11 protein-coding genes are annotated in these 12,881 nt (G+C 48.9%); all 11 read left to right on the top strand.

Going from position 1 to position 12,881, the window contains the following annotated elements; translation table 11 throughout:
* The first annotated feature begins 18 nt into the window (after positions 1-18).
* The 11 genes from dnaB (at position 19) to csrA (ending at position 12,823) form a co-directional block, all read left to right on the top strand.
* A complete protein-coding gene (gene dnaB / locus P8O70_12275; GenBank protein MDG2197635.1) occupies positions 19-1,377 on the top strand; it encodes a replicative DNA helicase in 1,359 nt (452 codons plus the stop codon).
* An 18-nt stretch (positions 1,378-1,395) separates the two neighbouring features.
* On the top strand, positions 1,396-2,394 hold the full coding sequence (locus P8O70_12270) for a hypothetical protein (protein ID MDG2197634.1): 999 nt from the start codon (positions 1,396-1,398) through the stop codon (positions 2,392-2,394).
* Positions 2,391-3,650 (top strand): VCBS repeat-containing protein, encoded by a 1,260-nt coding sequence (locus P8O70_12265; GenBank protein MDG2197633.1) that lies wholly within the window; start codon positions 2,391-2,393, stop codon positions 3,648-3,650. The genes P8O70_12270 and P8O70_12265 overlap by 4 nt, the downstream gene beginning before the upstream one ends.
* Before the next feature lie 120 nt (positions 3,651-3,770).
* Positions 3,771-6,959, top strand: a complete 3,189-nt coding sequence (locus P8O70_12260) for an FG-GAP-like repeat-containing protein (GenBank protein MDG2197632.1) — start codon at positions 3,771-3,773, stop codon at positions 6,957-6,959.
* Positions 6,960-6,978: 19 nt separating this feature from the next.
* Positions 6,979-8,145 carry a flagellar basal body P-ring protein FlgI gene (locus P8O70_12255; protein ID MDG2197631.1) on the top strand — a complete coding sequence of 389 codons (1,167 nt, stop codon included), beginning with the start codon at positions 6,979-6,981 and terminating at the stop codon, positions 8,143-8,145.
* A 7-nt stretch (positions 8,146-8,152) separates the two neighbouring features.
* On the top strand, positions 8,153-8,461 hold the full coding sequence (locus P8O70_12250) for a rod-binding protein (protein ID MDG2197630.1): 309 nt from the start codon (positions 8,153-8,155) through the stop codon (positions 8,459-8,461).
* Positions 8,462-8,620: 159 nt separating this feature from the next.
* Positions 8,621-8,911: a flagellar biosynthesis anti-sigma factor FlgM gene (flgM, locus tag P8O70_12245; GenBank protein MDG2197629.1), complete on the top strand. Its 291-nt coding sequence runs from the start codon at positions 8,621-8,623 to the stop codon at positions 8,909-8,911.
* A gap of 47 nt (positions 8,912-8,958) precedes the next feature.
* Complete coding sequence (flgN, locus tag P8O70_12240; protein MDG2197628.1) at positions 8,959-9,426, top strand: flagellar export chaperone FlgN; 468 nt, start codon at positions 8,959-8,961, stop codon at positions 9,424-9,426.
* Positions 9,427-9,448: 22 nt separating this feature from the next.
* Positions 9,449-11,137 (top strand): flagellar hook-associated protein FlgK, encoded by a 1,689-nt coding sequence (gene flgK / locus P8O70_12235; GenBank protein ID MDG2197627.1) that lies wholly within the window; start codon positions 9,449-9,451, stop codon positions 11,135-11,137.
* 33 nt (positions 11,138-11,170) lie between these two features.
* Positions 11,171-12,481, top strand: coding sequence for a hypothetical protein (locus tag P8O70_12230; GenBank protein ID MDG2197626.1), 1,311 nt, complete (start codon positions 11,171-11,173; stop codon positions 12,479-12,481).
* 108 nt (positions 12,482-12,589) lie between these two features.
* Positions 12,590-12,823 carry a carbon storage regulator CsrA gene (gene csrA, locus P8O70_12225; protein ID MDG2197625.1) on the top strand — a complete coding sequence of 78 codons (234 nt, stop codon included), beginning with the start codon at positions 12,590-12,592 and terminating at the stop codon, positions 12,821-12,823.
* Positions 12,824-12,881 lie beyond the last annotated feature (58 nt).

Here is a 12,881-nt window from a genome sequence, read left to right as displayed (position 1 = left end):
TCTATCACAGCGTTGCCTATGCCCGGTGCGCCCACGAAACCGAAACCTGAAGAACTGCTGCCCAACGACAAGCTTGCTGAACAAGCTGTCCTTGGAGCCATCATCTACCGCAATGAGTTGCTGGCTCAAATTCAGGACTACTTGCAGCCCACAGATTTCTTCTCCCCAGCCAATCAAAAGATCTTTACGGCCATGCAGGAGTTAGCGGGAGAAGAAGCTCCGATTGATGAAGTATCCGTTTCTGGATGGCTCCGAGATCACAACTTTCTTGATGAATCTGGAGGCGTGGACTACCTGCTCTTGCTGACTCAGACCACACCAGTGGCGGACAATGCTGAGTATTATGCCCAGCTCGTTCAGGAGAAAAGCCAGCTTCGAGCAATTATCTCCACTGCCTATGAACTGGCTCGCGAGGGACAGGAAGGCCAACGCAGCATCAGTGAATTTCTGGGAGAAGCCTCTGAAAAATTTCGTGAAATCGAGAACAGAGTCCGCACTCGCAGTTACACGCCACTACGTGAGGTATTGCTCAGCAACTTCGAGTACCTGGAGGCTCTTTCAGAAAATCCACAGGTCATCACCGGTATCCCGACTGGCTTCACAGAACTTGATGAACTAACCCGTGGTCTACAGCGTGGCGATCTGATTATCTTGGCAGCCCGACCTTCGATGGGAAAAACTTCATTTGCAATGAACATGGGGATGTATGCTGCGCTGCAGTCCAAGCAGCCCATCCTGATCTTCAGCCTGGAAATGCCCAAGGAACACATCGCAATGCGTCTAATCTGTAGCGAAGCCCGGGTTGACAGCCAGCGGCTTTGGCTTGGAAATTTAGAACCAGACGATTGGGAGAAGCTGGTGGATGCGACTGGACAAATGCTGGAAGCACCCCTGCTGATCGATGATGCTTCTGGAATCACTCCCGGTTATGTACGCAAGGTGGCTAGGCAAGTTACCCAAGAGTATGGAGACACACCCATCGGCATGATTGTTATCGACTACCTACAGCTGATGGCTGGAGGCCGACGTCTACAATCTCGTGAACAGGAGATTGCTGATATTTCAAGGCAACTCAAGGCTATCGCCAAGGAGTTTTCTGTACCTGTTGTTGCTCTATCTCAATTAAACCGTGATCTGGAACGTCGAGCTGACAAGCATCCAATCATGGCAGATTTACGAGAATCTGGTGCGCTTGAGCAAGATGCTGATCTGATCATGTTCATTTATCGGGATGAGGTGTATAATCCAAATTCTGAGTCTAAAGGCATTGCGGAGATCATTGTTGCCAAGCACCGGAATGGTGAGTGTGGTGTGCGCCGATTGGCCTTTATCGGACAATATACCAAGTTCGCCAACTTGGCCCTCGGCAAGTCCTAACCCCCAGTTATTTCCTTCATGAACCAAATCTCCGATGGATTCTGGTCTGAAACCGCTTGGCAGGCAGTGGAACCCGAGCATCTTGCCTGTAGTGTGGTGACTCCCTTGCCACCTTCACTGCCCTTCCCATGCTTTCCAGATGTGGTTGCAGAACTATTGGGGACACTGCTGGCAGAAGAATGGAGTTCTCTGAGTGAACGGGCTCGACAATATCTAAAATGGCTAGCAATCAAAGCCGAGTCGATCGACGCTCTGGCCCCGAAATCTCCCCAGTCCCCAACCAAGGGATTCGAATTGTTAGCCATGGATCGTTCTGGACAGAGCTTTGGCAAGATTGTCAAGCAATGCAAGGAACTAGAGATTCCCTCAGTGCTATTGCGCTTCTCTTCGCTGATTGCCACGTTTCTAACCATCCGGCTCTTACGTCGACAGATGAAGATGGATAATCAGCCCATGCCAGCGCTGATGTTCACCCAAAATGTGGATGCAGATTATCTTAACTATCCACGGGCACTGAAGAACCTGCTCCAGCTCTTTCCCGAATATCAGAGCATGTTCTATTTTGAGGTCAACGAATTGATCACTCCGGACTATCTACCAACAATTCGTAACCTCTCTCAGGATCTGGGCATTCGGCTGGCATTGGATGATTCAAACAAGATGAATCAGGATGTTCACAACGGGCTGATTGACTTGGCAGATTGGATCAAGATTGATTTTCAGGCCACTCGAGTGCTGGAAGACTACCTGCAACAGGGCTTGGGCAACCGCCTGCTGGAACACTACGAGAACTACTGTCGAGGAAATAATTCACCCGTGATCGTGTTCGAAGGTCTTGGAGAGACCTCCCCACTCAAGTATTTCCTCGAAGAGAATTGGAATAACTCCGAGACCGCTCTCTACTACCAGAGCCGTGAACGGTTGCCCCTACCTCCTTGGGATCGCTACTTCGGTATGATTCAAGACTATCTGCCCGAAGACTATGGGCTTTTTTTCAAAGGTTTGCTGCAAGAATGAAACTCCTCCATGCGCTGTCCTTTCTCTGTTTGCTGAGCCTACTCGCCTGTCGCTCTGGTGATCATCTTATTGAAGAGGACGCTCCTCCCTCAACAGTGATGAATGATCAATTTTCTGCACCCAGAGAACAATCTCTCCCGGTTGGTTCTGCTCAGCTGATTCGGAGCGATTGGGACAATGATGGAGATATTGAGCTACTCGTTCCTGTCCCACAACGCAGCGAGGGTTCGGGCACCACAGATGATGGGAGGATTCAAGCCTTTACCCTGCAACCTCAATCCAGTGAATGGCTGCAAGCTGACGACCTGCCGTCTTGGATCCCAAACGAACCCCACTGGCACCAGTCTTTCGTCATCGAAGATTTTGACCTTGATGGCCACAATGACTTAATGCTGACCCAATCTGAAAGTGTCTATCTGCAACTGCTCAAGGGCCCAAATTGGTTGGATGACAACCATACTGAATTCGTTGAATTAACACCCATCTCTCTGCAAGCCGGAGATTGGAACAATGATGGGCGAAAAGATATTGCCGTTGCCAATCGTGGGACAGATTCTATCTCGATACTGCTCAACAACGGTTATGACAATTTCACGACAGCTTCTTCTTTGGACACTGCCGACTTTCCTCAGCAATTAGTACAGGGCGACTGGAATGGAGATAATGTAGCCGATCTGGCTTCCCTCTCTGTCGGTGAAAACCTCCTCCAACTATGGAGGGGCAAGGGAGATGGAACCTTCGAAAAAGCTACAGATTTAGATACACCCAGTTCTCCTCAACAATTGGAGGTAGCTGATTTCGACTGTGATGGCAGACAGGATCTGGCAGTTAGTAGTCGTAGTGCAGAAGTTCTTCGGATTTGGTATGGTGATGGGTCTGGAAATTTTGGAAACCAGTTTGACCTGCCGGCTGGACGCGGTCCCTCATCTTTTGACGTAGCTGATTTCAATGAGGATGGAGTTCTTGATTTCGTAATCAGCAACCGCTTTGTTGTTGTGTTCACTTCGGTCACGACGCTCTCCGGAGACATGGCACTGGTCCTCAGCAATGGCATTTCTGCTCGTGGAACTGGGGCCTACAAAAGTCCGGAATTATTTGCCGCAACCCACCATCTGCAGGGAGACACTCCCGGAGACATAATCATTGAAAACGTTGATGGTAATGGAAGGTTGGACCTGATGGTCGCATTACCCCAACAAGCTAAGGTTGCTCTCTTCGACGGAAAAGCGTTCCGTGGCCGCCTGACTTGCCCGTAGCCATCACAGCTGAAACAACCCGCATCCATATCAAAAATTGACCTGTAAAAAGCGCCGATAACGGGCGTAGGTCTTGCAACACTGCCCCCACCAAACAACCCCCACTTACCGTTTCATCTTATGCAACGCCGCCTTTCTTTCCGCCAATGCTGGACCACTGCCCTACTGGGAATTTTGGGCCTAAGCGGGGCGAACACTCTTCCTGCTGCAGAAGACAATGCCCCTATCTACCAATGGCAACGTCAATACTACGGCAAATTGAATGGACAAGAGCAATTACTCTACACACGTGGATTTGAACGTAGCATCCTAAGCTTTGCAGATTTTGATGGTGATGGAGATGAAGATCTTTTCGTTGGGAAAAGTGATGGCCGAATCGCTCTGTTTCGTAATCCAGGTGACAACCAATTCCGTCTAGAAACTGAGGATTTCAGCGCGTTTCAGGAAGATGTTCAAAATAGCCGCAAGGTTCGCGTTAAGCGTGTGATTGATGTTGGCTCCAATGCAGCGCCTACCTGGTTTGATATTGATGATGACGGCGACCTTGATTTGTTTGTTGGCTCTGGGGACGGCACCATCTTCTTCTACCAAAATCGGGGTAACGCCCTACTACCTGTGCTGGAACTGGTCACTCCAGCCTACATGAACATTCAGGTCAATGGCAACAGTGTCCCTAACTTCAGTGATGTCAACGCAGACCGAGCAGCAGACTTGCTGCTCGGAAATCAGCAAGGAGACACAAAACTTTTTTACAATCAAGGAGTTACTACCCGCGCACTCTTCTGCCCAGATGTGACTTCTCAACGTTCTCGGATCAAGGGTTGTGAAAAAGCTAGGACACAACTGATCGGTAATATTGCTCCAGAAGTGGATGCAACCCCAACTTTCGTGGACTGGGAAGGTGATGGGGACCAAGATATTCTAGTAGGCAAGTCCAGAGGGCGCATTGATTTCTACCTAAATCGAGGTACTAAGCTTCAGCCCGAATGGGAATTAGAATCTAGTCGCTTCCTCTTCATCAACACTGGTGGATTCGCTGCTCCTCGCTTCTTCGATGTCAATAGAGATGGTTATCCCGAGCTACTGATTGGCACTCGCACCTCTCGCATTCTTTACTACGAAAATCGAGATCCAATCACTACTGGACTTAAGCAAGTAGCGGCTTTGCGAAGAGTCAACCTCGATCCAAGGAAAGCACCGCTGGCCTTGATGGAAGAAGCCTGCGCTCAAATTGATGTTTTTCCAAACTGCCTCCCGCCGCTGCTAGAAGGATTTGGACTCCCCTTAGAAGTAACCACACTTGAGGAAATTGTTGAACGCAGCCTGCGTCCAAGTCCAAGCTTTCTGTCAACAGAAATTGGGCCGGACGTAGTGCCTGATCCTCAGGCATCCAGCAATGCTGCAGCCCCAGGCAACATGTACACAATGCAGGTCAACGCACCTGTGGTCAATGATGAGGAGACAACAACAGAGACAGCTGAGCCACCCATTTCTCGAGAAGCACGTAGCCGGAATCGTTACTGGCCCGTCACCGACAATTTCTTCAATATTGGCGAACTGCTCCCCAAGGATCGACACACCTTGGTCACCGCTGGTGACTGGGATGGAGACGGAGATCCAGATCTACTCTTGGGCAGCCGCTCTGGCGCGCTCTATGCCTACGTTAATCAAGGAGGAACTGAGGATCCTGATTGGTCTAGAGTGGAAGTCCCTCCGCTTGCACCGAACGGTCGTAGTTTCAGTGCACCTTCCCTCGCTGATCTTGATGGAGATGGAGACCTTGATATTCTCGTGGGCCGTGAGGATGGTACCTTGGACATGTTGCGTAATGAAGGTAGCAAGGAAAGCCCAGACTGGCAGATGGCTGAAGTCCGTTTTGCAAAAATTGATATTGGCAGTCGCAGCACACCCTTGATTCGTGATCTGGATGGGGATTCTGACTTAGATCTCCTGATGGGCAACAGCCAAGGCTTTCTGATCTACTTTGAAAATCAGGGGAGTTCTGAAAAGGCAAATTTTGTATTGGAAAGTGCTCGGTTTGCGAATGCGCAGTCTTCCTCCGGTAACGCAGTCCCTGCAATTTTTCAGTGGGATGACGATGAGAATGCTGATTTACTGATTGGCGAAAGCAGTGGCACGCTGCAACTGTTGACTCACCAACCACAACCCAACTATCCCGTCAGCCTTGGTTGGCAGCAACAAGCTCAGATTTGGCAAGACCTCGAAACTGCGGGGAGTAGTGCACCCTTCTTGGTTGATCTGAACGGCGACCAACAGCAGGATTTACTAGTTGGAGATGAAGATGGACATCTGCTGAGTTGGTTGTTTATTGGTAAGCAGCAACCTACAGACATCGCTCCACCAGAACCAGTGATGACGGCAAACACCTTGGAGCAACCAAGAATTGTAGAAGGCCAGGATTTCGCTGATCTACCCCCAGAACCAACAATTCAGGTAGTTTCTCCACCAACTCCAATCTTACCTCGTGAGCCCATTTATGAACTTGTGAGTCAGAGATTCGCAGGGCAAAACTTTGGGAATCGTGCTGTACCAGCATTATTGGATTTGGATGGAGATGGAGACTTAGATCTGATCGTTGGGAACCGTAGAGGAGAGTTAAGAAGTTTCCAAAATGACCCAGAAAATGGATCGGATCGCTGGAATTTAATAGATGAGAACTTTCTGAAGTATAGTGGTGGAGCTAATGCAGCTCCCTTCTTTGCTGACGTAGACAGTGACGGTGACAAAGACCTCTTGGTCGGCAATGAAAGCGGTAGCGTGCTATTCTGGGAAAACCGTGGCACTCCGGAATTCCCAGAATTTTTCCGAGATCCACGACCTATGAATGGTGTGACCAGCGGACGTAATTCGATCCCTGCCATCTATGATGTCAATCAGGACGGTCGGGCTGATTTACTCCTTGGCAACTTCGGCGGCAATATGCGACTGTATCTTCAAGAAGCCAATGGTACAGGTTTTCGATTCCGGCTCTACCATAGACGATTTCTTGATCTAGACGTTGGGCTGGGTGCCGTACCAGTCTTTGCTGACTTTAACAATGATCAACAAAATGAGTTGGTTGTCGGTTCTGATGGAGGCCGACTGATCGAATTTCGTCCCGCAGATGCTACCCAAGATACCCCATGGGGGTGGAAACTGAATGATGGACCCCTCGCCAAGCTGAGCATGCCTGTTGGGGGTGTACCAGTTTTTGTTGACTACGACTCCGATGGAGATCTGGACTTAATCGTGGGCACTGAAGCAGGGGATCTGCAATTCTACCGCAATAAAGCCATCAAAGAGAACTAGACGGCTGGAAACAGGCCAATTGACTGGCACCGAACTTGAATCTGGTGCTACCCACTCTGGCAGCACACAGCGAGTTTACTTGCAAAAGGCAATCATGTTTCGTAAGGGATTTCGGCTACTACTGATCTGGGGACTTTTCCTAACCATAGCCTCACCAGCCTGGGGAGTGCGAGTCAAAGACATCGCAAATCTGCGTGGTGCCCGTGATAACCAACTGATCGGCTTTGGGCTCGTTGTGGGTCTAGATGGCACTGGAGACAGTCCAGGGAGCTTACTCTCACGTAAGCCAATCGTTAACGCCTTGGAGCGAGTTGGAATTAGTCTAGCTAGTGAAGACATCAATGGTCAGAGCATTGCCGCAGTCTGGTTGACGGCCACGCTGCCTGCATTCTCCAAATCTGGCCAACGTCTGGATGTGACAGCAGCTACCATTGGAGATGCAGTATCTCTACGTGGTGGTGTCTTGCTGATGGCACCGCTAAGAGGTCCAGATCGCTTGGTCTATGCGGTAGCTCAAGGCCCGATCTCCGGTATCCCACAAGGTGTCAGTCGTGCGGAAGCCTTGCCTCCGGAGGAACTAGCTGGGTTACCGGTGGGAGCCCGCATGGTTGCTTCTGTTGGAGCAATTCCAGGTGGGGCTTTGGTTGAACGAGAGATTAATTTAAATCTGAATAGTCGGGCTCGGCTATTCCTAAACCTCAAATCTCCAGATTTTACTACAGCGTTCCGGCTCGCAAAGCTTATTGACCAGAATTTGGGGTATCGCACTGCAAGAGCAAAAGACGCAGGTACTGTCGAGATTCTTGTACCAGATAGTTATCTTGGACAGACTGTCGAGTTGATTTCCCGTATAGAAAATATGGAGATTACTCCAGACAGTGTGGCACAGGTAGTACTTGATGAACGCTCCGGCACCGTGGTCATGGGTGGTCAGGTACGAATTTCACCAATCGCAATCTCTCAGGGTGGACTGAGCATTCAGGTCAAAACCCCTGCTGCTGACCCTGAAGCCAACCCAGAGGGAAATACCATTGAGTCGGGAGTCTTCATGTTCAAGGGAGGAGCAGACTTGAAAGAAATTGTGGATGGCTTCAACAAAATTGGAGCCTCCAGTAAAGATCTGATCGAGATGCTCAAGGCTGTTAAAGCAGCCGGTGCCTTGCACGCAGAACTCATCATTCAGTAAGGAAACCATGAAGCTCAATCCTGCGCTGATGCCTTTGATGCAGCGCACCATGCAAACAGAAGAGACGAGCAAACTGAACAATGATGATGTCCGGCTGCGCAAAGCTGCAGAGGACTTCGAGGCACTACTCACTCAGCAGATGCTCAAAACCATGCGAGAAGCTGGATTCAAGTCGGACTTGCTGCCGGAGTCCAATGGTGAAAAAATCTTCCGCTCTATGTTGGATGAACAGTACGCACAATCGATGGCTCAGTCTGAAGGATCTTTGGCAGAAGCACTATTGCGCCAATTAAAGCCCCCAGCAAAAAAATTCTGAAAATTCACTCAAGTTTCTGGCAAAACTGCCGATATGTTGAGTAAGCAAGTTTTTGGATTGATCCCTCAGCGAGAAATCCAATTTTTCTTTGTTTGTAATCACACTATCGTGACAACCTCTTCAAGTTGATCACGATCATCTTAGCCCGACGAGGTGCCCATGAAGGTAACAAACCAGCCGCAACCCCTTTTGCAGGATGCACGCGGTGGACTCCGAACAGAGGGTCAGGAAGCTGCTCGGCGTGACCAGCAGTTACGCAAGGACAACTTTGTTAAAACCTCATCCTTCACAATCGACAAGCTCAAGCAACGCATTGCTGCTGAGCCAGAGATTCGAATGGATAAGGTTGCCAGTCTCCGTGATCAGCTGCGCAACGGTGAATATAAAGTCGACACAGCCCGGCTAGCCGACAAGATGTTGACAGAAGCACTCAACGAGGAACTCTCCTGACCACTAAAGTCAGTTCCCAAAAAAATGCGCTAGTTTCTCTGCAGGACATCCTGAAAACAGAGATTGAGTTGCACCAAGCACTTTGGGAACAACTGCAGGAGGAAGCCAGTGGGTTTGGTGTTCTCAGTGGAAATGAGTTGCTCAGGATTCAGAGAGTGAAGGACAAGATTGTTGAACAGGTGATTCGGCAGGAAGAAAAGCGGATTTCTCTGGTTGACCAATTCCCTCAGCTCTGGCCGCAGCAACCCAGCCCATTCACCCTCAGTGTGATCATTCAACTGGCACCCACTGATCCGGCTAAAGCTTTGCAATATTGTTTTGATGAGTTGCAAAACATCTTATCAGAGATACGCATCTTAGCCGAACGCAACAGTTTAGAATCCTCGGCCAGATTAAAATCTGTGGAAGCCTCTATGCGATTTCTGACAGAAGGCTCCGGTCGACAGCAAGCGACCTACTCTGGTTCTGGAGAATTGCAGCATTCTGGTGGCAAAGTTCCTCGAACCTCTGTCTAAAAACGACCCCCAGCAGACTATTATGTCCCTGACCCACGCCCTGAATATGGGCAGCCGTTCCCTCTCTGCACAACAAAGAGGTGTATCGACTGCTGGCCACAACATTGCCAATCAGAATACAGAGGGCTTTTCACGTCAGGAAGTCAGTACTCGAGCCGCACAAGCTGATCCTACAGGACTTGGCGCAGGCGCTGAAGCACTCCCCACTAAACGTGTATACGATCAGTTTCTCCAGCGCAAAATTCTACAAGAGTCACCGCGGTCAGGCCGTTATGGAGTTCGCGAAGATGCTCTAACGAAGTTGGAAGTCATCTTTGATGAAATGAACAACAATGGTCTTCGTCGTTCAATGAATGATTTCTGGGATTCTTGGGCACAGCTCGCCAATCATCCAGAATCTGACTCTGCTCGGGCAAAAGCAAGAGACATGGGGGACCGACTAGCAACTCGATTTCGAGACACCAACGCTCAACTTCGTAGCCTACGTAACGAAACTAATTCTCGAATTGGGGCCACCGTCGAAACTATCAATGAGCACGCCAGAAAACTTCAGGAGCTAAATCGCCAAATCTTTTCCTACGAAGCTGGTGGAGGTCGCCACGCTAACGACGCCCGAGATGAGCGAGACCGAACACTGGAGAGTCTTTCGAAGCTAGTCGATCTCAACTGGGTAGAAGGCAAAGATGGAATGTTGACAGTCTTCATTGGTAGAGACTGGACACTGGTCCAGGGTAATAAAGCGAATGAGTTGGTAGCATCACTGAAGGGTGGTGAGATTGGCATGTACCGTGTGGAGGGGAAGCTTTCTCGAGAATCCCGACGTGACATCACCGAGATTTTCCGGGCTGGTGAAATGCAAGAATTGACAGAGGTTCGAGACAAAACCATTGTCAAGTACATGGATGATTTGAATGATTTAGCTTTTGGCCTAACTAGCAAAATCAACCAATTGCATGCTACCGGAACAGGTCTGAAGTCTGCCAGCAATATGATGAAAAGCGCCTACGGCTTAAATGCAGAGGCGAGACTTCAGCCATTGCCTTTTCTAAAAGATGGCATCTTCCAATTACACTTGGTCGATCGTGAGAATGAATTCGTAGAAACTTACGAAATTGAGATCCAAGCTGGTCAGGATACACTAAATGATATTGTACAGCGGATCAATCAGACCGTAAACGCCCCAGAATTACTCTACGCCTCTGTTGAAGAAGATGGCTCGATGTTCATTCAGACGGGCACAGACTACAAATTCATCTTTGGTGATGACAAAACCGATTTGACCCAAGTGCTGGGCTTCAATAGTTTTTTTGAAACACTCAAAGGCGCCGAAGACCTTAGGTTGAGTGACCGAATCATGCTGGATCCAAACACGATTTCCACAGGCCGTGATCTCTATCCTGGTGATAATCGAGTAGCACTAGACATTGCCAAGTTGCAGACTGATCCACACATGCGCAACGACACGATGACCTTCGATGAATTCTACAACACGATTCTTGCTGACCTTGGTCTTAGGATACAACGTAACCAGACAGAAAAAGCTCAACAAGATAGCTTAGTGAATCAGTTCAGTCAGATCCGCAGCTCAATCAGCGGAGTCAACATGGACGAAGAACTAGCCAAGATGATGCAGTATCAAAAAGCTTATGAGGCATCCGCACGTTTCGTAGGTACTGTCGACCAAATGATGGAAACTCTTGTGCGCATGTAAGCCGCACTCATTTCATAGTTAGAGAATCGCCTCATGCGTGTGACTGAAACCATCAAGCGGGATCAAGTCCTCGGCAACATTCAAAGAAACGCCCAGAAGCTGCAGGATCTGCAACTAGAGATGGCAACAGGGCAGCGGATCAACAAGCCCTCTGATGACCCACTTGGTGCCACGATGGCCCAGGACATCGTGACCAACATCTCTAAACAACACCAACGCCTAGCAAACCTGGCAGATTCCATTTCTTGGTTGGAACGCTCAGAGATTGAGTTGATCAAGATCAATGAGTTTCTTGACAAAGCAAAAACGCTGGTCATGTCACAATCGACCAGTTCTGCAAATGAGGACACACGCAATGCAACAGCAGGTGAAATCAAGGATATCCGAGATGCCTTATTCGATGCAGGCAACGCTCGTTCCGGCAAACTATATCTCTTCTCAGGGATCAAATCACTAACTCCTGCAATCAAACACAACCACATCCTCCAACCAGCTAAGGTTGAAACTGAAAAGATTGTCCAGAGTGACATTCGTGACTTAGTTGATGTCACCCAGTTTCAGGCTCAATTTGAAGGCTTTTCGAACAATCCATATGTATTGAGGATTACGGAGTCAGGGCCTTGGGGTCGGGCACGCTACCAAATTTCTGATGATGGTGGGCAGAATTGGGGACCAGAACTGAGCCTTCGGCCTGTGGTCGATATGATCAATCCATCTGGGAAGGAGAGCGACCAGGTCAAATTAAAATTCTCTGATGATCGAGGAGAATTACAGAACAAGGTCAACCTACTGCCAGATGCTTTTGATTTCAGTAGTGAGAAGGTTGAAGATTTTGACATTTCAGAGTTGGGCCCAGTGTTTCCGGAAGGAATGGAGTTTATGTTTACACCTAACCCACCCATTTCTTTCATCGGCAGTCCTCAAAAGAAAGAGACTCTGATTGCAGACGGAATTACTGTTCCAGTGACTGTCACTGCGAACGAACTGTTGTTGGGAGAGGGAGAAATCGAAGTAGACACTTTCTCCCTGCTGATGTCGCTCGAAAGAGCCTTGGAAACTAATGATGGTTCTGTTCTTGCAGAAAAATTGCAGGAATTAGAATTGGCCTTGGAGCAGGTCCTAAAGCAACGTGCTTTTATAGGAAACACGATGCGAGATCTGCAAGAAGCGCAACAGAAACAGGAAGTTCAGATCTTCGATCAGGAGCGCCGACTCTCTGAGATTCGCGATGCTGATTTGGCGGAATCTGCCCTGCATCTGAAAACTGCTGAACTGAATAACCGCGTTTCTTTAGACGCCGGTAGTCGCCTCATTCAGCCATCATTGACAGATTTTTTGCGATAAGCCTACATTGTTCGCAGAACTGGATTCCAAGCGCCCTGCCAGCATAGGATCGCATACAAATGCCATCAAATGTTTTGAGCGCCCTACTCCCAATAACGGAAAGGCGAGATGCTTATACTGACAAGGAAGTCGGGTGAGAGCATTACGATCGGTGATGATGTCAAGATCCAGGTCATAGAAATCAAGGGGAAGCAAGTCCGGATTGGAATTGAGGCTCCGCGAAACTACGTCATTCACCGGGAGGAAGTGTACATCCGCATTCAGGAAGAAAACAAACGTGCTGCAGAGAAATCACCAGTTTCCCTAAAGAATCTGCGAGATCTCCTAGCCCGCGGACGGTAAAGCTATTACCTGTTTTAACAAAATGTACTTCCAGAAATCAAACCCAACTACCCAACTT

It is taken from the genome of SAR324 cluster bacterium (assembly GCA_029245725.1).
GTDB lineage: Bacteria > SAR324 > SAR324 > SAR324 > NAC60-12 > JCVI-SCAAA005.
This window is presented reverse-complemented; position numbering and strand designations above follow the sequence as displayed.

What these genes read in the sequence shown, in the direction of transcription:
- dnaB (MDG2197635.1), top strand. Translation starts at nt 19, where the DNA reads ATGCCCGGTGCGCCCACGAAACCGAAACCTGAAGAACTGCTGCCCAAC.
- P8O70_12270 (MDG2197634.1), top strand. Translation starts at nt 1,396, where the DNA reads ATGAACCAAATCTCCGATGGATTCTGGTCTGAAACCGCTTGGCAGGCA.
- P8O70_12265 (MDG2197633.1), top strand. Translation starts at nt 2,391, where the DNA reads ATGAAACTCCTCCATGCGCTGTCCTTTCTCTGTTTGCTGAGCCTACTC.
- P8O70_12260 (MDG2197632.1), top strand. Translation starts at nt 3,771, where the DNA reads ATGCAACGCCGCCTTTCTTTCCGCCAATGCTGGACCACTGCCCTACTG.
- P8O70_12250 (MDG2197630.1), top strand. Translation starts at nt 8,153, where the DNA reads ATGAAGCTCAATCCTGCGCTGATGCCTTTGATGCAGCGCACCATGCAA.
- flgM (MDG2197629.1), top strand. Translation starts at nt 8,621, where the DNA reads ATGAAGGTAACAAACCAGCCGCAACCCCTTTTGCAGGATGCACGCGGT.
- flgK (MDG2197627.1), top strand. Translation starts at nt 9,449, where the DNA reads ATGTCCCTGACCCACGCCCTGAATATGGGCAGCCGTTCCCTCTCTGCA.
- P8O70_12230 (MDG2197626.1), top strand. Translation starts at nt 11,171, where the DNA reads ATGCGTGTGACTGAAACCATCAAGCGGGATCAAGTCCTCGGCAACATT.
- csrA (MDG2197625.1), top strand. Translation starts at nt 12,590, where the DNA reads ATGCTTATACTGACAAGGAAGTCGGGTGAGAGCATTACGATCGGTGAT.